The organism is Stenotrophomonas sp. TEPEL (assembly GCF_004348785.1).
Classification (GTDB): domain Bacteria; phylum Pseudomonadota; class Gammaproteobacteria; order Xanthomonadales; family Xanthomonadaceae; genus Stenotrophomonas; species Stenotrophomonas indicatrix.
Genome location: NZ_QQXJ01000001.1, coordinates 1,462,872 through 1,489,803 on the forward strand (window position 1 = coordinate 1,462,872; position 26,932 = coordinate 1,489,803).

The 26,932-nt window shown below is 66.5% G+C and carries 23 protein-coding genes; 14 read left to right on the forward strand and 9 right to left on the reverse strand.

The features are described from left to right. Positions 1–4 precede the first annotated feature (4 nt). From TEP_RS06535 to TEP_RS06555, 5 genes are read left to right on the forward strand one after another with little or no spacing between them, the layout of a single operon-like run. Positions 5–1,345 carry a sugar ABC transporter substrate-binding protein gene (locus tag TEP_RS06535; protein WP_132826464.1) on the forward strand — a complete coding sequence of 447 codons (1,341 nt, stop codon included), beginning with the start codon at positions 5–7 and terminating at the stop codon, positions 1,343–1,345. Further along, positions 1,342–2,223, forward strand: coding sequence for a sugar ABC transporter permease (locus tag TEP_RS06540; protein ID WP_117310827.1), 882 nt, complete (start codon positions 1,342–1,344; stop codon positions 2,221–2,223). Before TEP_RS06535 ends, TEP_RS06540 begins: the two co-directional genes overlap by 4 nt. Next, the gene (locus TEP_RS06545) at positions 2,220–3,056 is read left to right on the forward strand and encodes a carbohydrate ABC transporter permease (RefSeq protein WP_025876515.1); all 837 of its coding nucleotides are present in this window, start codon (positions 2,220–2,222) and stop codon (positions 3,054–3,056) included. Before TEP_RS06540 ends, TEP_RS06545 begins: the two co-directional genes overlap by 4 nt. Next, on the forward strand, positions 3,053–6,220 hold the full coding sequence (locus TEP_RS06550) for a discoidin domain-containing protein (protein WP_132824687.1): 3,168 nt from the start codon (positions 3,053–3,055) through the stop codon (positions 6,218–6,220). Before TEP_RS06545 ends, TEP_RS06550 begins: the two co-directional genes overlap by 4 nt. A 2-nt stretch (positions 6,221–6,222) precedes the next feature. Beyond that, the gene (locus TEP_RS06555) at positions 6,223–7,110 is read left to right on the forward strand and encodes an endonuclease/exonuclease/phosphatase family protein (protein ID WP_132824688.1); all 888 of its coding nucleotides are present in this window, start codon (positions 6,223–6,225) and stop codon (positions 7,108–7,110) included. Between the two features lie 76 nt (positions 7,111–7,186). Here the strand turns inward: TEP_RS06555 and TEP_RS06560 are convergent, their stop codons facing one another. Then, complete coding sequence (locus TEP_RS06560) at positions 7,187–10,477, reverse strand: Rne/Rng family ribonuclease (protein WP_132824689.1); 3,291 nt, start codon at positions 10,475–10,477, stop codon at positions 7,187–7,189. 407 nt (positions 10,478–10,884) lie between these two features. Here TEP_RS06560 and TEP_RS06565 point away from each other — a divergent pair, with 407 nt between their 5' ends. Next, positions 10,885–11,859, forward strand: coding sequence for an RluA family pseudouridine synthase (locus tag TEP_RS06565; RefSeq protein WP_132824690.1), 975 nt, complete (start codon positions 10,885–10,887; stop codon positions 11,857–11,859). A 698-nt stretch (positions 11,860–12,557) separates the two neighbouring features. Here the strand turns inward: TEP_RS06565 and zupT are convergent. The 3 genes from zupT to TEP_RS06580 form a co-directional block, all read right to left on the reverse strand. Then, positions 12,558–13,367: a zinc transporter ZupT gene (gene zupT / locus TEP_RS06570; protein ID WP_132824691.1), complete on the reverse strand. Its 810-nt coding sequence runs from the start codon at positions 13,365–13,367 to the stop codon at positions 12,558–12,560. 97 nt (positions 13,368–13,464) lie between these two features. Further along, a complete protein-coding gene (locus TEP_RS06575; RefSeq protein ID WP_132824692.1) occupies positions 13,465–13,881 on the reverse strand; it encodes an energy transducer TonB in 417 nt (138 codons plus the stop codon). Continuing rightward, entirely contained in the window at positions 13,878–14,228 is a 351-nt protein-coding gene (locus TEP_RS06580; protein ID WP_132824693.1) for a 4a-hydroxytetrahydrobiopterin dehydratase, read from the reverse strand. Before TEP_RS06580 ends, TEP_RS06575 begins: the two co-directional genes overlap by 4 nt. Positions 14,229–14,318: 90 nt before the next feature. Here TEP_RS06580 and TEP_RS06585 point away from each other — a divergent pair, with 90 nt between their 5' ends. Continuing rightward, positions 14,319–14,918, forward strand: coding sequence for an NfuA family Fe-S biogenesis protein (locus TEP_RS06585; RefSeq protein WP_049466593.1), 600 nt, complete (start codon positions 14,319–14,321; stop codon positions 14,916–14,918). A gap of 10 nt (positions 14,919–14,928) precedes the next feature. Next, on the forward strand, positions 14,929–16,683 hold the full coding sequence (locus TEP_RS06590) for a hypothetical protein (protein WP_132824694.1): 1,755 nt from the start codon (positions 14,929–14,931) through the stop codon (positions 16,681–16,683). Positions 16,684–16,805: 122 nt separating this feature from the next. Here the strand turns inward: TEP_RS06590 and TEP_RS06595 are convergent, their stop codons facing one another. Continuing rightward, complete coding sequence (locus TEP_RS06595; RefSeq protein ID WP_025876732.1) at positions 16,806–17,219, reverse strand: barstar family protein; 414 nt, start codon at positions 17,217–17,219, stop codon at positions 16,806–16,808. Beyond that, on the reverse strand, positions 17,216–17,671 hold the full coding sequence (locus TEP_RS06600) for a ribonuclease domain-containing protein (protein WP_132824695.1): 456 nt from the start codon (positions 17,669–17,671) through the stop codon (positions 17,216–17,218). Before TEP_RS06600 ends, TEP_RS06595 begins: the two co-directional genes overlap by 4 nt. A gap of 220 nt (positions 17,672–17,891) precedes the next feature. Here TEP_RS06600 and TEP_RS06605 point away from each other — a divergent pair, with 220 nt between their 5' ends. Further along, positions 17,892–18,503 (forward strand): superoxide dismutase, encoded by a 612-nt coding sequence (locus TEP_RS06605; protein ID WP_005410310.1) that lies wholly within the window; start codon positions 17,892–17,894, stop codon positions 18,501–18,503. A gap of 113 nt (positions 18,504–18,616) precedes the next feature. Here TEP_RS06605 and TEP_RS06610 read toward each other — a convergent pair whose 3' ends face one another. Further along, the gene (locus TEP_RS06610) at positions 18,617–19,453 is read right to left on the reverse strand and encodes an endonuclease/exonuclease/phosphatase family protein (RefSeq protein ID WP_025876740.1); all 837 of its coding nucleotides are present in this window, start codon (positions 19,451–19,453) and stop codon (positions 18,617–18,619) included. Between the two features lie 162 nt (positions 19,454–19,615). Here TEP_RS06610 and TEP_RS06615 point away from each other — a divergent pair, with 162 nt between their 5' ends. Both TEP_RS06615 and TEP_RS06620 read left to right on the forward strand, forming a co-directional pair. Continuing rightward, positions 19,616–21,181 carry an oligopeptide:H+ symporter gene (locus TEP_RS06615; protein WP_132824696.1) on the forward strand — a complete coding sequence of 522 codons (1,566 nt, stop codon included), beginning with the start codon at positions 19,616–19,618 and terminating at the stop codon, positions 21,179–21,181. 7 nt (positions 21,182–21,188) lie between these two features. Beyond that, positions 21,189–21,815, forward strand: coding sequence for a rhomboid family intramembrane serine protease (locus tag TEP_RS06620; RefSeq protein WP_093819014.1), 627 nt, complete (start codon positions 21,189–21,191; stop codon positions 21,813–21,815). 58 nt (positions 21,816–21,873) lie between these two features. On the opposite strand, the gene TEP_RS19735 is transcribed toward TEP_RS06620, so the two are convergent. Beyond that, a complete protein-coding gene (locus TEP_RS19735) occupies positions 21,874–22,035 on the reverse strand; it encodes a hypothetical protein (RefSeq protein ID WP_165933897.1) in 162 nt (53 codons plus the stop codon). Positions 22,036–22,243: 208 nt separating this feature from the next. Between TEP_RS19735 and TEP_RS06625 the strand changes: the two genes are divergently transcribed. The 3 genes from TEP_RS06625 to cfa are packed head-to-tail and all read left to right on the forward strand — an operon-like array spanning position 22,244 to position 24,599. Beyond that, entirely contained in the window at positions 22,244–22,546 is a 303-nt protein-coding gene (locus tag TEP_RS06625; RefSeq protein WP_025876743.1) for a GNAT family N-acetyltransferase, read from the forward strand. A 36-nt stretch (positions 22,547–22,582) separates the two neighbouring features. Then, positions 22,583–23,464: a DUF3298 and DUF4163 domain-containing protein gene (locus TEP_RS06630; RefSeq protein WP_132824697.1), complete on the forward strand. Its 882-nt coding sequence runs from the start codon at positions 22,583–22,585 to the stop codon at positions 23,462–23,464. Between the two features lie 19 nt (positions 23,465–23,483). Beyond that, a complete protein-coding gene (cfa, locus tag TEP_RS06635) occupies positions 23,484–24,599 on the forward strand; it encodes a cyclopropane fatty acyl phospholipid synthase (RefSeq protein WP_132824698.1) in 1,116 nt (371 codons plus the stop codon). A 141-nt stretch (positions 24,600–24,740) separates the two neighbouring features. Here cfa and TEP_RS06640 read toward each other — a convergent pair whose 3' ends face one another. Continuing rightward, positions 24,741–26,909, reverse strand: a complete 2,169-nt coding sequence (locus TEP_RS06640; RefSeq protein ID WP_132824699.1) for a M3 family metallopeptidase — start codon at positions 26,907–26,909, stop codon at positions 24,741–24,743. Positions 26,910–26,932: the final 23 nt, after the last annotated feature.

The following is a 26,932-nucleotide window of genomic DNA, read 5'->3' on the forward strand; positions in this document are numbered from 1 at the left end:
CAAGGTGCACGACTGGAAACACCGCCTGCGACGCTGGGCATTGCCTGCATTGGCCGCGCTGGTCATGGCCGGCTGCGCCCGCCAGGAGCAGGGCACCACTACCGTGCGCTTCTGGGCGATGGGACGCGAGGCCGAAGTGGTCAGCGAGCTGATCCACGAATTCGAAGCGGAAAACCCCGGCATCAAGGTCGATGTGCAGAACATCCCGTGGACCGCCGCGCACGAAAAGCTGCTGACCGCCTTTGCCGCTGATGGCCTGCCCGACGTGTGCCAGCTCGGCAACACCTGGGTGCCCGAGTTCGCCGAGCTCAACGCGCTGACCCCGCTGCAGCCGTTCGTGCAGCACTCCACCGTGGTCGATCCGAAGGACTACTTCCAGGGCATCTGGGATACCAACGTGATCCACAACGAGCTGGTCGGGGTGCCGTGGTACGTCGATACCCGCCTGATCTATTACCGCAAGGACCTGCTGGCCAAGGCCGGCTTCGACCATCCGCCGCGCACCTGGGCCGAATGGAACGAGCAGATGGCTGCGATCAAGCGCATGCAGGGCCCGAACCGCTATGCGGTGCTGATACCGATCAACGAGTTCGAGCAGCAGCTGTCGCTGGCCCTGCAGCAGCCCGATCCGCTGCTGCGCGACGACGACACCCGTGGCAATTTCTCCAGCCCCGGCTTCCGCCGCACGCTGGGGTTCTACGCCAACATGTTCGAGCAGGGCTGGGCACCGAAGATGTCCGAGACGCAGATCTCCAACGTCTGGGATGAATTCTTCCGCGGCTTCAACGTGTTCTACATTTCCGGCCCCTGGAACATCCGCGAGTTCAAGAAGCTGCAGCCGAAGGAACTGGAAGGGCAGTGGGGTACGGCCGCGCTGCCGGGTCCGGACGGTCCGGGCGCGGGCATCGCCGGTGGTACCAGCCTGGTGATCTTCCGCAAGTCGCAGCAGAAGGAAGCCTCCTGGAAGCTGATCGAGTTCCTGTCGCGGCCGGCAATCCAGGCGCGCTTCCACGCGATCATCGGTGACCTGCCGCCGCGTCGCAGCACCTGGAACGCGCCGTCGCTGGCCAACGATCCGCTTGCCGCCGCTTTCCGTGACCAGCTGGAGCGGGTCAGGCCGACCCCGAAGGTGCTCGAATGGGAGCGCATCGTGCAGGAAATGCGCATCGTCACCGAACAGGTGGTGCGCGGTGGCCTGCCGCAGGACAAGGCCGTGGCCGAACTGGACCAGCGCGTGGACAAGGTGCTGGCCAAGCGTCGCTGGATGCATGAACAACAACGCCTGCAGCGCAGCGCACCCCCCTCGGGTTCGACCAGTGCAGTCGCGGCCGGGAGCCCGCAATGAAACGTACTTCGCTTGCCGGCTGGATCTTCGCCGGCCCCTCGCTGATCGTGCTCGGCGTGTTCTTCGGCCTGCCGGTGGCTTCGGCGCTGGCCCTGAGCGTGACCGACTTCGACCTGTATGCGCTGGCCGACAGCAGCAACCTGCGATTCGTGGGTCTTGGCAACTACATCGACCTGCTGCAGACCCCGATGTTCTGGAAATCGCTGTGGAACACCACCTATTTCGTGGTGATCGGCGTGCCGTTGTCGATTGGCGTATCGCTGGGCGCGGCCATACTGCTCAACGCCCCGGCCGCGCGCTTCAAGGCGCTGTTCCGCACCGCGCTGTTCGCCCCGGTGGTGACCACGCTGGTGGCGGTGGCGGTGATCTGGCGTTACCTGTTCCATACCAGCTATGGCCTGGTGAACTACGGCCTGGGCCATCTGGGCATCAGCCCGATCGACTGGCTGGGAGATCCCAACTGGGCGATGCCGACCATCATGCTGTTCGCGGTGTGGAAGAACTTCGGCTACAACATGGTGATCTTCCTGGCCGGCCTGCAGGCGATCCCGCATGACCTGTACGAGGCCGCGCGCATCGACGGCGCCTCGCGCTGGAAGCAGTTCCTGCACATCACCCTGCCGATGCTCGGCCCGGTGCTGCTGGTGGTCGGTGTGATCACCGTATCCGGTTACTTCCAGCTGTTCGCCGAACCCTATGTGATGACCCGCGGCGACCCACTGCAGAGCACCGTCAGCGTGCTGTATTTCATGTTCGAGGAAGGCTTCAAGTGGTGGAACCTGGGACGCGCCTCGGCTGTGGCGTTCCTGCTGTTCCTGATCATCCTGGCGGTGACCACCGTGATGCTGCGCTTTGGCCGCAAGAGGCAGTTGGTATGAGTCGTGAAATCGGCCAGTCGCGCTGGCACCCGTGGATGATCAATGGCGCGTTGCTGGTGCTGGCCCTGGTCAGCCTGGCACCGTTGCTGTGGATGCTCTCGGTGTCGTTCATGCCGCAGGGCGAGGCCACCCATTTCCCGCCGCCGCTGCTGCCGTCCAGCATCACCACGCACAATTACACCGAGTTGTTCGCACGCACCGGCATGGGCGGCAACTTCGCCAACAGCCTGCTGGTGTCGCTGGCGATCACCCTCGGTTCGCTGCTGCTCAACACGATGGCCGGCTACGCCTTCGCCAAGCTGCAGTTCGCCGGCCGTGAGCGACTGTTCCAGGTGCTGATGGCGGCGCTGGTGATCCCGGCACAGGTGGCGATGCTGCCGCTGTTCCTGTTGATGAAGCAGCTGGGCCTGGTCAACAGTTTCGGCGGCGTGATCGTGCCGGCGCTGGCCAGCGTGTTCGGCATCTTCCTGGTGCGCCAGTACGCCCGCTCCATTCCCGATGAGCTGCTGGAAGCGGCACGCATCGACGGGGCAGGGGAGCTGCGGATCTTCTTCCAGATCGTGCTGCCGATGCTGAAGCCGGTGCTGGTGACGCTGGCGATCTTCACCTTCATGGGCGCCTGGAACGATTTCATGTGGCCCTTGATCGTGTTGACCGACCAGGAGCACTACACTTTGCCGGTGGCCCTGGCCACCCTCTCGCGCGAACACATCATGGACGTGGAAATGATGATGGCCGGCGCAGTGGTCACCGTGGTTCCGGTGCTGGCGCTGTTCCTGGTGCTGCAGCGGTACTACATCCAAGGATTGTTGCTGGGGAGTGTGAAGGGATGATGCGTGCGATCGCCGTTGGACTGGGCCTGTTGTGGTCTTCCCTGGCGATCGCCGCACCACCGGCGCTGCCCGCGCCGAAGGTGCTGGATGATTTCGACGACATCAGCGCCTGGAAGCTGGTGTTGTCCGACCAGGTCAGCGGCTCGCTGCGGCCGGTCAGTGGCGCTGGCGGTGGCCGCGCGCTGTGCCTGGATTACGACTTCCATGAGGTCTCCGGTTACGTCGGCATCCGTCGTCCACTGAACATCGAGTACCCGGCCAACTATCGTTTCGGCTTCCAGCTGCGCGGTGATTCGCCGTCAAATGACCTGCAGTTCAAGCTGATCGACGCCAGCGGCGACAACGTGTGGTGGGTCAACCGTCCCGGCTACGCCTTCCCCAAGGCGTGGACGCCGGTGGAGTACCGCCGCCGGCAGATCGACAAGGCCTGGGGGCCATCGCCAGAGAAGGACATGGCGCGCAGTGCGGCGATGGAATTCACGATCTACAGCAAGGTCGGCGGCCGCGGTACCGTGTGCTTCGACAAGCTGACCCTGCAGGGCCTGCCCGCGCAGGATGATTCGGCGCTGCGGCCCTCGGTGATCGCCGATACCGCCACCGCGTTGCAGGACCGGATGATCGACGGCAAGTCCGATACCTTCTGGATCAGCGGTGGGGTCAAGCAGCAGACCATCAGCCTGGACCTGCACAAGAACCGGGAGATCGGTGGTGCGGTAATCGACTGGCTGCCCGACCTGGAGGCGAATCGCTACACCGTGCGGACCTCCGAGGATGGCCGTGACTGGCGTACCGTGCGCGAAGTGACCGCAGGTGCCGGAGGCCGCGACTGGCTGGCACTGCCCGACACCGATGCGCGCTACGTGCGTTTCGACCTGCAGGGCGGGCCGAACTGGCGCTACGGCATCCGTGACATCACCCTGAAGCCGCTGGCGTTCGCCGCGACGCCCAATGCCTTCCTGTCCTCGGTGGCGGCCGACCTGCCGCGTGGCGCGTTGCCGCGCGCCTACGTTGGCGAGCAGCCGTACTGGACGCTGCTTGGCCTGGACGGTGGCCAGGAACAGGCGTTGATCAGCGAGGACGGCGCACTGGAGCCGGCCAAGGGCAGCTTCAGCATCGAGCCGTTCATCCGCCTCGACGGCAAGCTGCTTGACTGGTCGAACGTTGCCATCAGCCAGTCACTGCAGGACCGCTACCTGCCGATCGCCACGGTCGACTGGGTGCACGAGAAGGCCGGCCTGTCGGTGACCAGCTTCGTGCAGGGCACGCCCGAACGCGCTCAGCTGATCGGGCGCTACCGCTTGAGCAATCCGGACAAGGTCGCGCACGAATACACCCTGGCCCTGGCGATCCGCCCCTGGCAGGTCAATCCACCCACCCAGTTCCTCAACACCGTGGGCGGCTTCAGCCGCATCGACAGCCTGGACGTGGGCGAGCAGCTGGTGCGCATCAATGGCGAACCGCGGCTGTACCCCCTGCAGGTACCGGATGCGCGCTTTGCCAGCAGCTTCGACGGCAAGCTGGATGCGATGCACCTGGCCAGCGGCGAGCTGCCCGGCACCACTGCGGTGAAGGACCCGACCGGCATGGCCTCCGGCGCACTGCTGTACACGATCAAGCTCGAACCCGGGCAGAGCCGCGAGGTGGCGATCGTGCTGCCGCAGACCGGCAGCTGGGCGCCGCAGGCGCTGGACGTGGCCAAGGCACAGCAGCAGGTCGCGACGATGTGGCGCGACAAGCTGGGCGTGGTGACCCTGCAGGTGCCCGCTGCCGGGCAACCGCTGGTGGAAACCCTGCGCACCGCGGTGGCGCACATGCTGATTTCGCGGGTCGGCCCGCGCCTGCAGCCGGGTACGCGCTCCTATGCACGCAGCTGGATCCGCGATGGCGCGATGATCTCCGAAGGCCTGCTGCGGATGGGTCGCAGCGATGCCGTGCGTGACTACGTGACCTGGTATGCGCCCTATCAGTTTGAAAACGGCAAGGTGCCGTGCTGCGTCGATGCGCGTGGCAGCGACCCGGTGCCGGAGAACGACAGCCACGGCGAACTGATCTACAACATCGCCGAGTACGGCCGCTATACCGGCGACACGGCCTTCCTCGAGCAGATGTGGCCGCATGTGCTGGGCGCCTACCGCTACATGGAACAGCTGCGCGGCAGCGAGCGCACCGAGGAGAACCGCGCTCGCAATCCTGCCTTCTACGGGATGATGCCGGCCTCGATCAGCCACGAGGGCTATTCGGCCAAGCCGATGCATTCGTACTGGGACAACTTCTGGGCGCTGCGTGGCTACAAGGACGCCGCGCAACTGGCGGCGCAGCTGGGCAAGGTCGAGGCGATGCAGATCAGCGAGTCGCGCGATCAGTTCCGTGATGACCTGCAGGCCTCGCTGCTGGCGGCCATGCAGCAGCACCGCATTGATTACCTGCCGGGCTCGGCCGAGCTGGGTGACTTCGACGCCACCTCCACCACGATCGCGTTGGCGCCGGGCGGTGAGCAGGGGCGGTTGCCGCAGCAGGCGCTGGATGCGACCTTCCAGCGTTACTGGAACGAATTCGTCGCGCGCCGCGATGGCAAGCGCGAATGGAAGGACTACACGCCGTACGAATGGCGCAACGTCGCCGCGTTCGTGCGCCTGGGATGGCGTGATCGCGCCTGGCAGGCCACCGAGTTCTTCTTCAAGGATCGTGCGCCGCAGGCCTGGAACCAGTGGGCCGAGGTCGTCTCGCGCACGCCGCGCAAGCCGTTCTTCGTGGGTGACCTGCCGCATGCCTGGGTGGCCTCGGACTTCGTCCGCTCGGCGCTGGACATGTTCGGCTACAACCGCGATGCGGATGAGGCGCTGGTGCTGGCCGCCGGTATCCCGGTGGCGTGGCTGCAGGGCGAGGGCATTGCCGTGCAGGGCCTGCGCACGCCGCAGGGGCAGCTCAACTATCGCCTGCAGCGCAGCGACAAGCAGCTGGTGCTGGAAGTGCAGCCCGGGCTGGTGCCGCCGGCCGGTGGCGTGGTGCTGCCATGGCCGTACGCAGGCGAGCCGGGCCAGGCCACGGTCAACGGCCAGGCGGCGGAATGGGTCAACAACGAGCTGCATGTGCACCAGTTGCCGGCACGCGTCGAGATCGATGTGCCCAGCGCGGTGCGCCGCGCCGAACGCAAGGAAAAGTAAGCATGCGAGGTCCGCTCGGAATCGGTCGCGGTTTCTGCGCGCTGGGGCTGGCGATCGCGCTGGCCCTGCCGGGATTGGCGGCAGCCGCCTTGCCGGTCAGCGCCGCCGATGCGGCCACAGCGGTCGGCGAGCCCGGCATGAGCATGGTCACGTTCAACCTGCACCACGACCGCGAGGACTGGCCCAGCCGTCGTCGCACGATCGTGGCCGAGCTCAAGCGCCTGCAGCCCGATGCCATCGCGCTGCAGGAGGTGATCCAGAAGCGCAACGTCCGCAACCAGGCGCAGTGGCTGGCCAGCCAGCTCGGCTACCGGTACGTGTTCGTGTCCACCGATCCGGTGGGCGCGCCCAAGCGCTATGGCAATGCGCTGCTGACCCGGCGCCCGATCCTGGCGCATGGCGAGCACCTGCTGCTGCCGCTGGATGACTACCGCACCGTGGCCCATCTGCGCATCGACGTGGAGGGCAGGTCGGTCAATGTCTATGCCACCCATCTCAACGAGCGCAGTGACGACGCCGGCCAGCGCATCCGCCGCAGCCAGGTCGAAGACCTGCTGCGTTTCATCGCCGGCAGTTCTGCGGAGGCACCGGTGGTGATTGCCGGCGACTTCAACGCCCTGGTCGATGCCGGCGATCTGAGCGAACTGCGCAGCCACTACGGCGACAGCTACGGCAGCGTGCACGTCAACACCGACCTGGCGGGTGTGAGCACGCTCAACCGCCATTACTACCAGGCGCCGTCGCGGATCGACCACATCTTCTTCCAGCAGGACGAGATGGTCGCGCGCGAAGCGAAGATCCTGTTCGACCAGCCTGATGACGGCGGCCGCTGGGCCTCCGATCACTACGGGGTGTGGACCCGGCTGCAGTTCGCGCCGAAACCCCGGTAGCGGCATCGCGCGGCGACGCGGCAGGCGTTCGCTACGGCAACTGATACGTCATAAACAGAAGCGGCGGGGATCTCGATCAGGCGGCAGGCGGCGTGCGCTTGCCGGCGTCTTCGTCTTCTTCCGAGGCCTGCGCGTCGGCGGCCTGGGCGGCAGCGTCGGCATGGCCATCGGCGATCGGGTCGACCGTCGCCGGCACCACCGCATCGGCGAGCGGCGCAGCGGATTCCACCGGTGCGGCTTCGACAGCCACCGGGGCGGCCCGCTGCTCGACGACCGGGGCGACTTCAACCTCGGCCTTCGGTTCGACTGCCGGAGCAGCTTCAACCACCGGCGCAACGTCGGCCACTACCGGCTTCGGCTCGGCCACCGGTGCGGCTTCGACCACCGCGGTCGGTTCAGAGACCGGAGCGGCTGCGACCACTGCGGTCGGTTCAGCGACCGGAGCTGCTTCGATTGCCGCAGCGGTCTCGACCACCGGCGGCTTCGCCTCGATCACCGGAGCCGCTTCAGGCGCCGGCTGCACCGGCGTCGCTGCATCGATGGCATCCAGCATGCTGGTCTGCACCGGCGACGGGGCCGGTTCGACCTTGGCGACTGCTTCCACCGGAGCCGGAGCCTGCACTGCGGCGGCCACCGGAGCGGCCGCTTCGACCACGGGGCTGCTCACGGCAGCAACCGGGGTAACCGCGGCAGCCACTGCAACCGGTGCACGTGCCGGCTTACCGGCATCAGCGGCGGCCGGCTCGACTTCGTCATCGAAATCGAATTCCGGCTGCGAACGCGACGGCTGCACGGCAGCTGCCGGTGCGCCGACCGGAGCCGGGGCGGTCGGCTCGACGGAATCGCCGTCGTTGTCCTCGCCCTCGGCATCATCGCCGTCGTCCAGGTCATCGCCCAGCACGTCGCCGCCAGCGGCGTTCTCGGCGCCACCGCGACGACGACGACGACCGCCACGACGGCCACGGCGGCGGCGGGTTGCGCCTTCACCGGTCTGGTCGCCTGCGGTATCGGTCGCAGCATCTTCGGCAGCCCCGGTCGCAACCACGACCTCGGCATCGGTCTTCGCGGCGGTGTCCACGGTGTCCACGGCGGCGACAGTGTCGGCCACGTTTTCAGTGGCAACGGCCGGTGCCTGTGCCTTTTCTTCCTGCACCGCGACGGTGGCGGCAACTGCGGTCGTGGTGGCCACGGCTGCTGCTGTGGTCGCGACATCGGCCGGTGCTTCGGCAGCGGCGCGCTGCGGCTTCTCGGCCGGCTTGTCACCGTCCTGCGGGCGCGGCTGCCTCGGCTGCTTCAGCTTCGGCTGCTGCTGGCCCTGGCCCTGGCCCTGTTCGTTGCGCGGCTTGTTCTGCTGCTGCGGCTGCTGGCCATCCTTCGGCTTGCCCTGCTGCTGCGGTTGCTGCTGGCCATTGCCATTGGCCTGGTTGCCGCCGTTGCGGCCATCCTTGCGCTGCTCACCACGGTCCTTGCGGTTGCCGCCGTCCTTCTGCTGCTGAGCATTGCCATTGCCATTGCCGCCGTTGCCACGGCTGTCTTCGCGACGGTCCTTGCGGTCCTTGTTGCGATCCTTGTTGCGGTCACGGCGGCCGCCATCCTGCTGCGGCTGGCGTGCGGCCGGTGCCGGTGCGGGGGCCGGTGCCGGCTCGCCGCCAAAGATGCGCTTGAGCCAGCCGACGACGCCACCACTGGCGGCGGCTGCCGGGGCCGCTGCGGCCACCGGTGCCGGGGCCGGGGCGGCGACCGGTTCCACTTCCTCGCGCACCGGGGCGGGCGAGTTGTGCTTGACCTGGGTCACCATCGGCGGCGGGATGTTCAGCTGGCCCTTGGTCAGCGCGTGCACCGGCAGCTTGCGCGGGGTACCGCGCTGGTAGCTCGGCTTGCCGCTTTCCTCGCCCAGCTCGTTGTCGCGCAGGCGGGTGACGGTGTAATGCGGGGTGTGCAGCTGCTCGTCGGCAACGATCACGATCGGCGCCTCGTGGCGCTTTTCGATTTCGCCCAGCGCGCCGCGCTTTTCATTCAGCAGGTAATTGGCGATCTCCACCGGCGCCTGTACCAGCACCTGCCCGGTGTTCTCCTTCATCGCATGCTCTTCGGCGACGCGGATGATCGACAGCGACAGCGACTCGACGCTGCGCATGCGGCCATGGCCGTCGCAACGCGGGCAGACGATCTGGCTGGATTCGCCCAGGCTCGGGCGCAGGCGCTGGCGGCTCATTTCCAGCAGGCCGAAGCGCGAGATGCGGCCGACCTGCACGCGTGCACGGTCGTACTTCAGCGCGTTGGCCAGGCGGTTCTCGACCTCGCGCTGGTGCTTGTTGGAGGCCATGTCGATGAAGTCGATCACCACCAGGCCACCGAGGTCACGCAGGCGCAGCTGGCGGGCCACTTCCTCGGCCGCTTCCAGGTTGGTCTGGAAGGCGGTGTCCTCGATGTCGCTGCCCTTGGTGGCGCGCGAGGAGTTGACGTCGACCGCGGTCAGCGCTTCGGTCTGGTCGACCACGATCGAGCCGCCCGACGGCAGGCGCACGTTGCGCTCGTAGGCGCCTTCGATTTGTGATTCGATCTGGAAGCGGTTGAACAGCGGGATGTCGTCCTTGTAATGCTTGAGCTTGCGCAGGGTCTGCGGCATCACCTGCTGCATGAACTCCTTGGCGTGCTCGTACATCTCCTCGGTGTCCACCAGGATCTCGCCGATGTCGGCGCGCAGGTAGTCACGCAGGGCGCGCACGATCAGGCGCGATTCCTGGTAGATCAGGAACGGGGCCGGCTTGCTCAGCGCCGCTTCGGCGATGGCGCGCCAGACGTTCAGCAGGTAATCCAGATCCCACTGCAGCTCTTCCGCATCGCGGCCGACGCCGGCGGTACGGATGATGACGCCCATTTCGTCGGGGATGTTCAGCTTGTCCAGGGCGTCCTTCAGGGCGGCCCGGTCTTCACCCTCGATGCGACGGGAGACACCCCCGGCGCTGGGCGAGTTCGGCATCAGCACCATGTAGCGGCCGGCCAGGGAGATGAACGTGGTCAGGGCGGCGCCCTTGTTGCCACGCTCTTCCTTGTCGACCTGGACGACCACTTCCTGGCCTTCCTTCAGCAGTTCGCGGATACCGGCCTTGTTGTGGTCGACACCGGCCTGGAAGTAGTCGCGGGAGATTTCCTTCAGCGGCAGGAAGCCATGGCGGCCACCCCCGTATTCGACGAAGGCCGCTTCCAGCGAGGGCTCGATGCGGAAGATCCGGCCCTTGTAGATGTTGGACTTCTTCTGTTCCTTGGACGGCTGCTCGATGTCGATGTCATACAACGACTGGCCATCCACGATGGCAACGCGCAGCTCTTCAGCCTGCGTGGCGTTGATCAGCATTCGCTTCATTGTTGCGTTCCTCGCAAGCGGCTACCGCGCGGAACGCCATGGGGTTTCGCCTCTGGACACGGCTCGCCGCCCATTCGCGCAAGCGCGGGGAGGGCGGCTTGGGTTTCCAGCGCTACGACACCACGGCAGGCCGCGGGAGCGCTTCAATTTTCTGGTTTTGGGGTGTTGCAGGGCCGGAGGCAGCTGTCAGCCAGGCTGGAGCGCCGCACGGGACATGTTCAGCGCGATTGCGTGTCAGGCAATCGGCGATGGCCGGGAACGCCGGTGAGCCGCTAACATGGCCGCCCCGCGGGCGGTGGTCGCGCACTGTGCCGGATTCGTCGGAAGCTGGGCTTCTGGCCCTGAGTAACTTCCAACGAAATCAATCCCTTATCTCGCCCCCCGAGTGTAACAGAATAAACAGGCTGATGACTGCACAAGACCCCACCAAGCCGGCCGGCGACAAGCCTTCCGTGCGCATGATCACCGTTCCGGCCGACCGCGCCGGCCAGCGCCTGGACAATTTCCTGCTCGGCCAGCTCAAGGGTGCCCCGCGCAGCCTGGTCTACAAACTGGTCCGCAGCGGCCAGGTGCGCATCAATGGCGGGCGCGCCAAGGCCGAGCGCAAGCTGGAGGCCGGCGACGAAGTGCGGATTCCGCCGGTTCGTCTCAGCGAAGAAGGAGACAAGGCGGGTCCGCCCGAGGCGTTCATGCGCCGGCTGGAACAGGCCATCGTCTTCGAAGATGCCCGGCTGCTGGCGCTGAACAAGCCGACCGGTGTCGCCAGCCACGGTGGCAGTGGCATCAGCTTCGGCGCGATCGAGACCCTGCGTGCGCTGCGCCCCGGGCAGACCCTGGAGCTGGTCCACCGGCTGGACCGTGACACCTCGGGCCTGCTGATCGTGGCCAAGAAGCGTTCGGCGCTGAGCGAGCTGCAGGCGCTGCTGCGTGAAGACCACGGCGCGGGCATCCGCAAGCGCTACCTGACCCTGTTGGCCGGGCGCATGCCGGACGGGGTGATGACGGTCGACGCGCCGCTGCACGTGGGCCTGCGCCAGGGCGGCGAGCGTCATGTGCAGGTCAACGCGATCGGCAAGGAATCCATCAGCCATTTCCGGGTGCTGGAGCGCAAGGGCGGCCATTCCTATTGCGAGGTGCGCATCGAAACCGGCCGCACCCACCAGATCCGCGTGCACGCCCAGCACCTGGGGCATCCGGTGGCCGGTGACGACAAGTACGGCGATCCTGCGGTCAACAAGCGGCTTCGTGAGCAGATCGGGCTGAAGCGCCTGTTCCTGCATGCGGCGTCGCTGGAGTTCGCGCTGGATGACGGCAAGAGTCCGTATGTGCTGAACGCGCCGCTGGCCGATGAGCTGGTCGAGGCGCTGGATCGACTTCGCTAAGGGCGGTTCGGCGGCGCCCGGCGTTTGGCTGGAGCCGTCGTTTCCCTGCGATAAGTGGGCTTGTCACTTTCTTTGCTCGTGCAAAGAAAGTAACCAAAGAAACACGCCGCCATCCGCGAGCCAGCGCTGCGCGCCGGTGCCCTGTGCTCCTCGGTCCGCCGAGGGGCGGCGCGGAACTCGCTGCGCTCAAACACCCGCGCCTCTTCGTCCTCGCCGGACCTGCGGTGCTCGGCTCGCTACAAGGCGGACCCGACAGCCGCAGCGTAGACCCCAGGCTGTACGCAGCCTTTGCAGAGTCGAGCAACGCTCGACTCACGCGCGCAGCGCGGGCTTCGCTTTTAGTTCTTTCATCGCGCGGCTGGCACGCACGGAAAAATAAGGGGCACGGGCGGGGTCAGTTCGCGGGGGTGTCCGCGGCATGGGCCCGAGGCATGCCTCGGGCGGGTTGGGCAGGACGCCCAACCCGGCCTTGCCGTGTGCGCAGGACAGCGGACACGAGCAAGCCGCGGCCAAGCCCCCAGGGGTGAGGGTGCTTTGATTGCGAAGCACTGCTTCGCAAGCGCCCGAACGCACAGCCGCCAGCGGCTGGGCCGGTCTGGGGATTAACGGCGTCCCCCGCGAACTGACCCCGCCCGGGACCATTCAGAAAGGTTCGGGTGCCAGCCGCGAGGGGGCTCAGCCCGTTGGCCGCAAATCCCTCACCACTTGAACAGCACCAGGCTGATCGCCAGCGTACCCATGCCGGCCACCAGGCCATACACGGTTTCGTGGCCCTTGGCGTATCGCTTGGCCGCCGGCAGCAGCTCGTCCAGCGCCAGGAACACCATCACACCGGCAATCAGGCCGAACACCCAGCCAAACGTGGCGTGGGACAGCGAGCCGGAAAGCAGTACATAGCCAATCGCCGCGCCCACCGGCTCGGCCAGGCCTGACAGGAGGCTGGCGGCGAACGCGTAGAACTTGTTCTGCGTGGCGAAGTACACCGGCACCGCAATGGCGATGCCCTCGGGAATGTTGTGGATGGCGATGGCGAAAGCCAGCGGCATGCCCACCGACGGGCTCTCCAGCGTCGCGAAGAACGTCGCCAGCCCCTCCGGGAAGTTGTGCGCGGTGATCGCCACCGACGTCAGCAGGGCGACCCGCTTCAGGTACTCGCGGCTGTTCTCGCGGAAGGCCGGGTCCTGCTTGTCCAGGCTGTCATGCGGGTTGGGAATGAAGTGGTCGATCAGCACGATCACCACCACACCCAGCAGGAAGGCGAGGGTGCCGTAGGTGAAGCCGGTGCGCTCACCATAGGCCAGCGCGAACGAGGCGATGGATTTGTTGAGGATCTCCGACAGCGAGACGTACACCATCGCGCCGCCGGCAAAGGCCAGGCCGAAGGCCAGCAGGCGCGGACTGGGGCGACGCGAGAACAGCACCAGCAGGCTGCCGATGGCGGTGGCAAGGCCCGCAGCGAGAGTGACCGCCAGGGCGATCCAGATGTTTTCGGGGGGAATCTGCAGCATGTACCGACGCGTTCCTTGTCATCGAGCAATCGCCCCGGCACGGGCCGGGGCGGCAAAGGCGAGGCGGGCGTCGGCTGGCCTCGTCACCGGCAGGCGATCAGCCGCCGCGGCGCAGGCTCTCTTCGATGGCGAAGCACTGGTCCGGCTTGGGCTGCGGCGGGTTGAAGCTCACTGGCACCTGGATCGTGGCCGGCACGGCCTGGCCGTTGCGGGTAGCGGCCTTGAACTCCCAGCCCTGCACGGCGGTCTTGGCCAGCTCGTCCAGCTGCGCATTGCCCGCGCCGGTCAGCAGGGTGACCTCGCTGGGCTTGCCGTCGGTGCCGATCACCACCTTGAAGGTGCTGGTGCCGCCCACGCCGGTGCAGGCGAGCTCGAGCGGGTACTGCGGCGGCGGGGTCTTCACTGCGGCCACCTCGGTGGGCGGGGCGGCCGGCGGTGCCGGTTGCTCGGAGGAGCCGCAGCCGGCCAGGCTGGTCACGGCAAGCAGGGACAGGCTCAGCAATCGCACGTTCATTTCGGTTGCTCCGTAAGGGCTGAAGTCTTCGCTGCGCAGATGAAGTCGTTCTCGCTCAGGCCGCCCACGTCGTGGGTGGAGTAGCGGACGACGGCACGGTCGTAATGGACGCCGAGGTCCGGGTGATGGTCCTCGCCGTGGGCGACCCAGGCCAGCGCGTTCACGAAGGCCATGGTGGCGTAGTAATCCTTGAAGCGGAACGTGCGCACCAGCGCCTGGCCGGCCTCGGCCAGTTCCCAACCGGGAACCTGCGGCAGCAGTTCAGCCAGCCGGGCCTCGCCCAGCTTGTGGTCGCTGCCCTTGCGCGGCACGCAACGGGCCTGTGCCAGCGGAATCAGGTCGGCCATGGGTTCCTCCACCTCGTGTTGACTGAACAATGCGCCGGCCGGTGTATAAAACGAATGAGCGGCTGACGCTTACTTGGCTAGAATAGCCTGATGATCCAGATCTCCGACACTGCCCAGACCCATTTCCGCAAGCTGATCGAACGCGAGGGCGTGCCCGGCATGGGCGTGCGTTTGAGTGCGGTCGATCCTGGCACCCCGCGTGCCGATGCCCGGCTGGAGTTCGCCGAGCCGACCGATCTGCTCGGCGACGAGTGGGCGGTGGACTGTGATGGCTTCACCCTGTATGTCGACGCCACCAGCGTGGGCTGGCTCGATGGCGCGGAGATCGACATCGTGCCCGGTACCGCTGGTACCCAGCAGCTGACGATCAAGGCACCGCGGATCAAGGGCGAAGCGCCCGGCGATGCCGCCTCGCTGGTCGAGCGCGTGCATTGGGTGGTGGAAAACGAAGTCAATCCGCAGCTCGCTTCGCACGGTGGCAAGGTCGCCGTGCAGGAAGTCTCGGCCGACGGCGTGGTGCTGCTGCGCTTCGGTGGTGGCTGCCAGGGCTGCGGCATGGCCGACGTCACCCTCAAGCAGGGCATCGAGAAGACTTTGATGGGCCGTGTGCCCGGAGTGACCGCCGTGCGTGACGCTACCGATCACGACAGCGGCCACGCTCCGTATATTCCGCGCGGCAACGCCGCCTGATCGCCAACGCGTGCCTCTGCCCAGAGCCGAGCAACTCATCGACCTGCTGCTGGCGCGCCAGCAGCGACCGCCCATCCTCGAGAAGAGCACCGGCCTGCCGTACGGCTGGGCGATCTGGCTGCGGACGCTGACGCCGCTGCCGCGTCCGTTCCACGCGCGCGAGGTGATTGCAGTGCTGCTGCCGCGGCCGCTGCCCGGGCCTCCGGGGCGCTTGCCGGGGCTGGGGCCCTGGGCGTCCCTGCGCCGCCTGTTCTGGCAGGACTGGGACCCGGCGCCGCGTGACCAGCGCTGGATGCGCTGGACCTCGGCGCTGCTCAGCGCGTTGCTGCATCTGGTGTTCTTCCTGCTGCTGCTTTGGGTGGCGGTGATCCGCACGTCTTCGCCGGACGAGCAGGGCAGCGAGGGTGAGCGCGTGCAGATTGAATTCGTCGGACGTGCTGCACAGGAAGGCGGCGGCGACCAACCCGGTACCGAGGCGGTTGCCGCCGCAGAGGCCGGTGCCGTAGCCGCAGGCCAGGATGCTGGAGCGGCGACAGCGCCCCGGCCGCAACCGTCTGCACCTGCGCCGTCTTCCACTGCCGCTGCCACGGCACCGACCGCCAGCATGCCGCCGCCGCCCGAGGCGGAGCCGGCGCCGGTGGCCGCACCGCCGCCCTCGCCGGTACAGGCCACCGAAGTTGCAGAGGCGACCGCCGAATTCGTGGTGCCGCCGGTCGCACTGCCGCGCACCGAGATCAGCATCGTGCCTCGCGACACCATTCCGACCGTGCGCGAGCGCAGCGTGCAGCCGGTACAGGCTGCACCGATAGCAACGCCGGTACGCACGCCCGAGGTGGCAGTGCAGGCGCCGCGCGTGCGCGATGTACAGGTGCAGGAGCGCGAAATCAGCACGGTTGAAGCGCCGGTGGCGCCGCAGCCGATGCGCACCACCGACATCCAGGTACGCGTGCCGCAGCGCGACGTGCAGGTGCGCGAGCGCGAAGTGCAGGCGATGACCAATCCGCAGGTGCGCATGGCCACCGTCGCAGGGCGCGAGCCCACGGTGCGTGCGCCTGCCGGGCGCGAAGTGCAGGTGCGCGAACGGGAGGTTGCTGCCGCGCCGCAACCTGCCGCGTCGACTGCGGCAGGCAGCGCGACCACGCCGACGCCGGCACCCGCCGGCAGTTCGGCCCAGAACAGCGCCAGCGTGGCGCGCCCTGCGACGACCAGCACCGCCGCCGCACAGGCGGGCGCCCGTCCGGCACCAACCCCGGGCAACTGGGCAACGCCCGCCCGCGGTGACGACTGGGGCGCCTCCAGCCGCAATCGCGACGGTGCCAACCAGGGCGCCGCGCAAACCAGTGCGGGCAAGGGCGATGGTCTGTTCAACGCTGACGGCAGCGTACGCATGGCCGGCCAGGACGGGGCCGGCAAGGCCGAGCGCGGCGCACCCGGTGGGGCCAACGACGGCTGGAGCAAGGAGCGCATCGCCGCGTCCGGCAAATGGCTGAAGCGGCCGCCGTACGACTACACGCCTACCTCGTTCGACAAGTACTGGGTGCCGCAGGAATCGCTGCTTGCCGAATGGGTGCGCAAGGGTGTCAAGGCAATGGAGATTCCGTTGCCGGGTACCAGCACGAAGATTTCCTGCGTGATCTCGATCCTGCAGGCCGGCGGCGGCTGTGGCCTCACCGATCCGAACATGCAGGACCAGCCCGCAGTGGCGCGTCCGCCGCCGGATATCCCGTTCAAGAAAGAGCTGCAGGAAGATAACGGCAGCCGATAGGGTGCCGCATCCACGCATGGCGTGGATCTACTGTGCATCCAGCTGCGCCGGGTAGATCCACGCCATGCGTGGATGATCCATGGGCTTCACGTGGATGCCGACCAGGGTCGGCCTCTACCTGGTCATTCGCTCTGTGACAGGAACACCCAGAACGGGACGTCGCGGCCTACCCAGTCACGGCTGGCTTCATCGAGGATGTCCAGCAGCGTGTCGAACTCCTTGCCTGCACCAGCGCGCAGGGCATCGACGTCGGCCAGGAACAGCGCATAGCCATGGGCCGGCAGCCATTGCAGGTCGCGCAGGTTGTCAGACAGGGCGTCCCAGTTGCCGCCGAAGCCGGCAGGGAAATCAAGCTGGGCCGCCAGCCGCGCCAGCAGGGTGCGCTTGTCGCCCACGCCATCCAGGTCGATCCGGATCACCTTCAGGTCGGCATCGCGCATCGCTGCCGACAGCGCGCTGATATCGGAGCTGTCGATCGCGTAGACGCCGGCGTTGTTGATGTCATGCAGGCCGAGGCCGAAATCATCGTGGCTCATGGACGTTCTCCGGAGGCCGGTACGGTGAAGCTGCGGAACGATTCGTAGTGATCATCGGTGTAGTACCAGGCATCGGGCGGGTTGCCACCGGTGACGATGCGCCGCGCGCCGCGGTTGCCTGCACCGGGCGTGTCGACGGTGTACTCGCGGTAGTAGCCACGCGGGCGCTGTGGCAGCTGTTGTTCGCGGTTGCCGAAGGTGCTGCCATCCTGCCGATGAGGGAACGGGCCGCCGCGCTGGATCAGCGCGATGGTCTGGCGGGCCTCGGCCGGAAGGAAGGCGGGCAGACCGCTGTCGCTGCTGCTGTTGCGCAGCGCCGGTGCGTTGGCCGCCGGAGTGCCCTGCAGGTCGGGGGCGAACTGCGGCGGCGGCGGCCGCTGCAGGAAATGATTGACGACCAGGCCGAGCAGCAGCAGGACGATGGCAGCGATCAACAGCCGGGGGTTGCGCATGGGCAGGAGCAGGCGAGGGTGGTGCGCCCACTGTAGCGCCTGCGCGCTGCACCCTGCATGAGGGCGCGCGCCGCGTCACCGCTGCGTAACAATTGCCGGCATGCTCACCTGCAGGACGCAATTTCCTTTACATCCCCCTTGGTAATCTGGCGGTCTGTCCCCATCATTCACCGCGCAACGCCCGACACCGTCGGGTGCCCTCGCAATCAGGAGATGCATCATGGCCTACACCCTGCCCAAGCTGTCCTACGCCTACGACGCGCTGGAACCGCATATCGATGCGGCGACTATGGAAATCCATCACACCAAGCATCACCAGACCTACATCAACAACGTCAACGCGGCGCTGGAAGGCACCGAGTACGCTGACCTGCCGGTCGAAGAGCTGGTGAAGAAGCTGAAGTCGCTGCCGGAGAACCTGCAGGGTCCGGTGCGCAACAACGGTGGCGGCCATGCCAACCACTCGCTGTTCTGGACCGTGATGGCTCCGAATGCTGGCGGCAACCCGGTGGGCGACGTGGCCAAGGCCATCGACAAGGACCTGGGCGGCTTCGACAAGTTCAAGGACGCCTTCACCAAGGCCGCGCTGACCCGTTTCGGCAGTGGCTGGGCGTGGCTGAGCGTGACCCCGGACAAGAAGGTCGTGGTCGAGAGCACCGGCAACCAGGACAGCCCGCTGATGGAAGGCAACACCCCCATCCTCGGCCTGGACGTGTGGGAACACGCGTACTACCTGAAGTACCAGAACCGTCGTCCGGAATACATCGGCGCGTTCTTCAACGTCATCGACTGGAATGAAGTCGAGCGTCGTTACCAGGAAGCGATCGCCTGAGAACGGTAGCGCCGGGCCATGCCCGGCGGCTTCAACAGAAGGCCGGGGGAGACCCCGGCCCTTTTTGTTTGCGCATCGGTAGTGCCGGCCGCTGGCCGGCAACCTCATGGTTCTCATTCGGTGGTGGCAGCCACGTCCTGCAGCCGCAGCGTCGCCATCACGCCCAGGCGCAGGCCGGGCAGGTCGCCATCGGCGGGCAGCATGATCGCCTGCTGGCGGATGCCGCCGAAATGCTTGACCTGGAACAGCACGTCCAGCCCATGGCCACTGGCGCCGCCGCCGCTGGCCGCCGGTGCGCCGGGATTGCGCCGGGCCGGCTGGAAGCCGGGCGTGCTGCGCACCAGCTCGACGGTGCTTGCGGAAAAATCCCCGGCGATCAGGCTCGGCATGCCCTCGGCCGTGGCGCCGATCCAGGTCATCAGGTCGCTGGTCTGATGTTGCCGGGCCGTGGCCTCATCCGGCTCCGGCCGCAGGCGCGCGACGTAGACGTTGACGTCATTGTCGCCCAGCCGCAGGCGCATCATGCCGGCGGCACTGAAGGTGCCCGGCGGATGCAGCAGGGTGACGCCGTCCTCGCTGACCGGCAGCCGGCTGAGCATCGCGTTGCCATGCCGGACCGGCTGGCTCGGCGGGTCTGCGGTGACGAAATCGCAGCTGTAGCGCAGCCGGCTGGCCAACCAGCAGGCCGGGTTGCGCCCTTGCTGCTGCAGGACCTGCTGCACCGAGATCACATCCGGCTGCAGATCGGTCAGCAGCTGCAGTACCTGTTCGCGGCGCTGCTTCCATTGCCCTTCATCACGGCTGGGCAGTTCCAGCGCGGCGACGGTCAATTGCCGCACCTCCGTGGCAAGGCCGGCCGCCGGGGGCGCCTGCGGTCGTGCCAATGCAGGCACGGCCAGCATGAGGGCAAGGCAGCTGGACAGGATGCGGGCAAAGGGGAGGGGGCGCATAACGATAAGTTTACGCTTTTGCCGTGCAGGTTCCGTGACTTCCGGCAGAGCCGCACATGCCTGCCATGCTTTGGCGCGCCTGTCATGCAGCCCTGCAGCGTGCTTCGCACGCATGGGTTCCGGTACTCTTGCGCCTTTCGTTTTGCAGGAATGCCTTACAGGATGAGCCACGACGCAGTCGCCCCCATCGCCGGCCAGGGAAAGATGCCGCGCCAGATCCCGTACATCATCGGCAATGAGGCCTGCGAGCGGTTCAGTTTCTACGGGATGCGCAACATCCTGGTGCAGTTCCTGATCACCTCCCTGCTGCTGCAGGAAATCACGGCCGAAGGCCGTGCCGGTGAAGCCAAGGACATCATGCACAGCTTCATGATCGGCGTGTATTTCTTCCCGCTGCTCGGTGGCTGGCTGGCCGACAGGTTCTTTGGCAAGTACCACACCATCCTGTGGTTCAGCCTGGTCTACTGCATGGGCCATCTGTGCCTTGCGCTGTTCGAGGGCAGCCGTGGCGGCTTCTTCCTCGGCCTGGGCCTGATCGCGCTGGGCGCCGGTGGCATCAAGCCGCTGGTGGCCTCGTTCATGGGCGACCAGTTCGACCAGAGCAACAAGCACCTGGCCAAGATCGTCTTCGATGCCTTCTACTGGATCATCAATTTCGGCTCGTTGTTCGCCTCGCTGCTGATCCCGCTGGTGCTGAAGAACTGGGGCCCGCAGTGGGCGTTCGGTATTCCGGGCATCCTGATGTTCATCGCCACCTTCGTGTTCTGGCTGGGCCGCAAGCGCTACGTGCTGGTGCCGCTGCCGCCGAAGGACCCGCATTCGTTCGCCAATGTGGTGCGCACCGCGCTGACCACGCGGGTGGCCGGCCAGGGCCGTCCGGGCCTGGTGATCGCCGTGCTCGGCCTGGTGCTGGCGGTGGCCTCGTTCGGCCTGGTCGGCTCGCTCGGCATCGTGATCTGCCTGTGCCTGGCGCTGGTCTCGATCCTGGCGGGCATCGGTGGTGGCACCTGGCTGCAGCTGGACCGCGCGCGTGGCCAGCATCCGGCCGAAGCCGTGGAAGGCGTGCGCTCGGTGCTGCGCGTGCTGGTGATCTTCGCCCTGACCACGCCGTTCTTCTCGCTGTTCGACCAGAAGGCCTCGACCTGGGTGCTGCAGGGCCAGCAGATGCAGATGCCGAGTTGGTTCACCGCCTCGCAGATGCAGGCGCTCAACCCGCTGCTGGTGATGATCCTGATTCCGTTCAACAACCTGGTGCTGTACCCGGCCCTGCGCCGCTTCGGCTTCGAGCCCACCGCGCTGCGCCGGATGACCGCCGGCATCGCTTTCAGCGGCCTGGCCTGGATCGTGGTGGGTGGCATCCAGGTGGTGATGGATGGCGGCAATGCGATGTCGATCTTCTGGCAGATGCTGCCCTACGCGCTGCTGACCTTCGGTGAGGTGCTGGTCTCGGCCACCGGCCTGGAGTTCGCCTACAGCCAGGCCCCGCAGGCGATGAAGGGCGTGGTGATGAGCTTCTGGAACCTGACCACCACCATCGGCAACCTGTGGGTGCTGCTGTCCAACGCGGCGGTACGCAACGACACGGTCACCCACAAGATCGCCAGTACCGGCTTGAGCGAGGCGGCATTCCTGATGTTCTTCTTCGCCGGTTTCGCCTTCGTCGCGGCGTTGGCCTTCGGTTGGTATGCGAAACGCTATCGTATGGTCGACAACTACCGCACCGCCTGAGCCTGACATGACCCCCGTCAATCTGCTGTTGATCGCCATCACCGCCATCCTGTCGTGGATGGCGTTCAACAACCGCAAGCTGGCCGATCGCCTGATCCTGTGGCCGCCGGCGGTGGATCGCCACCGCCAGTACGACCGCCTGATCACCTACGGCTTCATCCATGCCGACTGGTCGCACCTGATCTTCAACATGATCACCCTGTTCTTCTTCGGGGGGTTCATCGAGAGCGTGATGGTGCAGCTGACCGGCAGCTACCTGGTCTACCCGGCGTTCTACATCGGTGCGCTGCTGGTCTCGATCCTGCCCAGCTACCTGAAGAACCAGAAGAACCCGAACTACCTCAGCCTCGGAGCGTCCGGGGCGGTGTCGGCGGTGCTGTTCGCCTTCATCCTGATCAAGCCGTGGTCGATCATCCTGGTGTTCTTCATCCCGGCGCCGGCGATCGTCTATGCCGCGTTCTACGTCGGCTACAGCATCTGGATGGACAAGCGCGGTGGCGATCGCATCAACCACAGCGCGCACCTGGCCGGTGCGGCGTTCGGCGTGATCTTCATGCTGGCCATGCAGCCGAGCATCTTCAGTCACTTCCTGCGCGAACTGTCCAACCCGACCTTCCGCCTCGGCGGCGGCTGAGGGTGGCCGGGGTCGGATCCACTGGATCCGACCCCCGCGGCCGCGGCCTCGCTCCGGGTCAGACCCGGGTCTGCTGACCGTAGGTATCGAGCAGGCGGGAGAAGACTTCCTCGCCGATGCTCTGGAACGCCTGGTCTTCGGTCTGTCCCTCCACGGCCAGTTGCAGCAGGCCCTCCAGCAGGGCGTGATCGGTATCGGATTGGGAATCGCTGGGGTGCATCACGGGCCTCCACGGCAGATCGCTTGGTCAACTGTCGCAAGGGGCATGCCAGGCTGGCGCACCCCTGCAGAGGGGTTAGCGGCCGGCTGGCCTGAAGCTTGAGGGCAACAACTGACGCAACGGGCGCAGACTTGTCCCTGTTCAGACTTCACGCGATCATGGCGCCCGCGTGCGCACCATCCACGCAGTCGCCGCAGGAGACAGTCCCATGGCTTCGGTCACGCCCCCCGGTCTGGCTTACGAGGTCGAACACGATCAGGTCAACCACCGTTTCACCGCCCGTGTGCGTGGGCAGGTGGCACTGTTGGAGTACCAGATCAAGCGCAGGCGGATGGTCATCACCCATACCGAAGTGCCCGAGCCGATCGCCGGCCGCGGCATTGCCGGTGAGCTGACCCGGGTCGCACTGCGTTTCGCCCGTGAGCAGAAGTACAAGGTGGTGCCGGCATGTGCCTATGCCGAGGCCTTCCTGCAGCGGCACGAGGAGTACCACGATCTGCTTGTGGGCTGAATCCAGCGGGCCACCCTTCAGCCAGGGCAGGCGATGATGCATGAACATGAACAGGGGATCCCGATGAAGATTGGAAACAACCGGCCACTGCACGCCAGCGTGCTGGCCGGCGCTATGGGCGTGCTGTTGCTGGCCGGTTGCCAGCGCGAGAACGAGGCGGCGCCGGCCACCGATGCCGCACCTGCGGCCGAAGCCACCGGCACCGCCGAAGCACCCGCAGCGGAAGCGCCGTTGGATCTGCGCGATGTGATCGAGAACAACGAACGTGAAGTGGTCGGCATCAGCTACCCGGCGGGCATCGATCGTTATCCGGGCCTGGCACGCGCGCTGCAGGCCTATGCCACCTCCGCCCGCAGCGATCTGCAGCAGGCGCTGGACGGGCTGGGCAACGACAAGCCGACCATGCCCTATGAGCTGTCGCTGAGCTTCGAGAAGCTGCTGGAGACGCCGCAGCTGGTGGTGGTCAGTGCCGACGGCAGCCGCTACACCGGCGGCGCCCATGGCGAACCGCTGGTAGCTCGTTTCGTGTGGCTGCCGGCGCAGCAGCAGATGCTCAGCGCCGACAAGCTGGTGACCGATGCCAAGGGCTGGAAAGCGATCAGCGATTTCGTCGCCGACCAGCTGCGCGAGCGTGTGGCCACCCGCCTCAGCGGCGAGGACATGGACCCGTCGCAGTTGCAGGAATCGCTGCGCAATGCCTCGCGGATGATCGCCGACGGCACCGGTCCGCAGGCCGACAACTTCAGCCAGTTCCAGCCGCTGACCGACGACAAGGGACAGATCACCGCGCTGCGCTTCGTGTTCCCGCCCTACCAGGTGGGTCCATACTCGGACGGCACCCAGACCGCCGATGTGCCGGCTTCGGTGTTGTTGCCACACGTGGCCAAGGAGTATGTGGAGCTGTTCGCACGCGGGTAACCGTAGACGAGGAGGTGACGTGGATACAGGGTTGCAGGAGCGGGTTGCCGGCCTGCTCCACGAGGCCGGGGTCCAGATCGATGGAACCCGGCCGCAGGATATCCAGGTGCATGACCCGCGCTTCTTCGCGCGGGTCATCGCGCACGGCTCACTCGGCCTGGGCGAAAGCTACATGGACGGCTGGTGGGATGCCAACGTCCTCGATGAATTCCTGGTCCACCTGATGCAGGCGCACCTGGACGAACGGGTGCACGGCTGGCGCGAGGTGGCCGACGCCTTGAAGGCGCGCCTGTTCAACCTGCAGTCCGGGGCGGGCAGCTACGAAGTCGGCCGCCGCCACTATGACCTTGGCAATGACCTGTACCAGGCGATGCTCGGCCAGCGCCTGGTCTACAGCTGTGGTTACTGGCGCAATGCCGACGATCTGGATGGCGCGCAGGAAGCCAAGCTGGATCTGGTGTGCCGCAAGCTGGGGCTGCGTCCCGGGCAGCGCGTGCTCGACATCGGCTGCGGTTGGGGCGAGGCGCTGAAGTTCGCCGCCGAACGATACGGTGTCAGTGGCGTGGGCATCACCATCTCGCAGGAGCAGGCCGACTTCGCCCGCACGCTGTGCGCTGGCCTGCCGATCGAGATCCGGTTGCAGGACTATCGCGAACTTGATGAACCTTTCGATGCGATCTTCTCGATCGGCATGTTCGAACACGTGGGCGACAAGAACTACCGCAGCTTTTTCGACGTGGCCCGGCGCTGCCTCTCGCCGCGGGGACTGCTGCTGTTGCATACCATCGGCAGCAACATTTCGCGTCACCGCACCGATCCGTGGATCGCCCGCTACATCTTTCCCAATTCGATGCTGCCGTCGGCGGTGCAGATCAGCCGGGCGTTCGAAGGGCGCTTCGTGCTGGAGGACTGGCACAACTTCGGTACCGACTACGACCTGACGCTGCAGGCCTGGCGGCGCAACGTGGAAGCGGCGTGGCCACGGCTGGACGCACGTTATGACGAGCATTTCCGGCGCATGTGGCGCTTCTATCTGGCCGGATCGATGGCCAGCTTCCGCTGCCGGCATGCGCAGCTGTGGCAGCTGGTGCTGTCGCCGGAGGGCGTGCCCGGGGGATATGTAGCGCCGCGGTGATCTGGAAAAGCATCCACGCATGGCGTGGATCTACTGGGATCACGCAACCCTGCGGTAGATCCACGCCATGCGTGGATGGCGTACAAAAAAACCGCCCGGTCTCCCGGGCGGTTTTCGTTTCACGCTATGCGGTGCCGGCGATCAGTTGCCGGTGCCGGTCAGGCCACGCTTTTCCAGCAGCGGTTCGATCTGCGGCTCGTGGCCGGCAAAATCGCGGAACAGCTGCATCGCATCCACGCTGCCACCCTTGGACAGCAGGGTCGCGCGGAAGTGGTCGCCGTTCTTGCGGCTCAGGCCGCCGTTGTCGCGGAACCACTTCTGGGTGTTGGCGTCGAGCACTTCCGACCAGATGTAGGCGTAGTAGCCGGCCGAGTAGCCGCCCATGATGTGGCTGAAATACGGGGTCCTGTAGCGCGGCGGAACCGGCGCATAGTAGATGCCGTCCTTCTCCAGCGCGGCGCGCTCGAAGGCCATCACGTCCTTGGCGGCCGGGACCTGGTCCGGGCCGATCTGGTGCCAGCGCTGGTCGAGCATGGCCGCACCCAGGTACTCGGTGGTGGCAAAGCCCTGGTTGAACTTGGCTGCAGCCAGCACCTTGTCCAGCAGTGCCTGCGGCATCGCCGAGCCGTTCTGGTAGTGCTTGGCGTAGTTCTTCAGGATGGCCGGGTTGTCGGCCCACATCTCGTTGACCTGCGAGGGGAACTCGACGAAGTCGCGCGGCACCGCGGTGCCCGAGAAGTACGGATACTTCACATTCGAGAACATGCCGTGCAGGGCATGGCCGAACTCGTGGAAGGTGGTGCTCACTTCATCCCAGGTCAGCAGGGTCGGCTGGCCGGCCGGCGGCTTGGGAATGTTCAGGTGGTTGGCCACCACCGGCTTGAAACCGGTCAGCTTGGACTGCGAGACGTACGAGTTCATCCACGCACCGCCGCGCTTGGAGGCGCGTGCGTACGGGTCGAAGATGAAGATCGCCAGCTGGCTGCCATCGGCATCGAACACGTCATAGACGGTGACGTCATCGTGGTAGACCGGCAGGTCGGTGCGCTGCTTGAAGGTCAGGCCGAATTCCTGGTTGGCGGCGAAGAACACGCCGTTCTCCAGCACGTTCTTCATCTCGAAGTATGGCTTCAGCTGCGATTCGTCGAAGTTGTACTTGGCCTGGCGCACTTTCTCGCTGTAGAAGGCCCAGTCCCACGGCTCCAGCTTGAAGGTCGGCTTGCCGGCGGCCTTCTGTTCCTGGTCGATCATTGCCTGCAGGTCGGCGGCTTCGCGCTTGGCGTTGGCCACCGCTGCCGGGGCCAGCTTGCCGAGCATCGCATTGACCGCTTCAGGGGTCTTGGCGGTCTGGTTGGTCAGGTTGTAGGCGGCAAAGTTGGCAAAGCCCATCAGCTTGGCCTTGTCGGCGCGCAGCTGCATGATGCGCGCGACCAGCGCGGTGTTGTCGAACTCACCGCCGCGGCTGCCGCGGGTGGTGGACGCTTCGTAGATCTTCTGGCGCAGGGCACGGTTGGCCAGGTTGGTCAGCGGCGGCTGGCCGGTGGTGTTGAGCAGGGTGATCACGTACTTGCCGTCCAGGCCACGGGCCTTGGCGGCTTCGGCGGCAGCGGCGATCTGCTCCTTGGACAGGCCGTCCAGTTCCTTGACGTCGTTGACGGTGATCGCCGAAGCGTTCACTTCCGACTGCACGTTCTGGCTGAACCTGGTGCCGAGGTTGGCCAGCTCGGCGTTCATTTCCTTCAGCTTGGTCTTGTCGGCCTCGGACAGCTTGGCGCCGGCGCGCACGTAGTTGTCGTAGTACTTCTCGACCAGGCGCACGCCTTCAGCGTCCAGGCCCAGGGTGGTGCGGCTGTCATACAGTGCCTGGATGCGTGCGAACAGCTTGCCGTTCAGCGCGATCGCATCGCTGTGCGCGGCGAACTTCGCCGAATAGTCGGCCTGCAGCTTCTTGCGGGTGTCGTTGGTGTCGGCGCCGACCAGGCTGAAGAACACGGTGGTCGCGCGGTCCAGGGTGTCACCGCTCTTTTCCAGGGCGATGATGGTGTTGTCGAAGGTCGGCTTGGCCTTGTTGCTGGCGATCGCCTCCACTTCCTTCAGCTGCTGCGCCATGCCGGCGTCGAAGGCCGGGGCGAAGTCGCTGTCCTTGATCTTGTCGAACTGCGGGAAATGCAGCGGCAGCGGGCTGTCGGCGAAGAACGGGTTGGCCTGCTGGGCATTGGCAGCGGCGGCCGGGGCGGCGGCGCTGGCCGAATAGGCGGGCAGGGCAAGGCCGAGGGTCATGGCCACGGCAAGGGCAAGGCGGGTGGTCAAGGTCGATACTCCGGTAAGGCAAA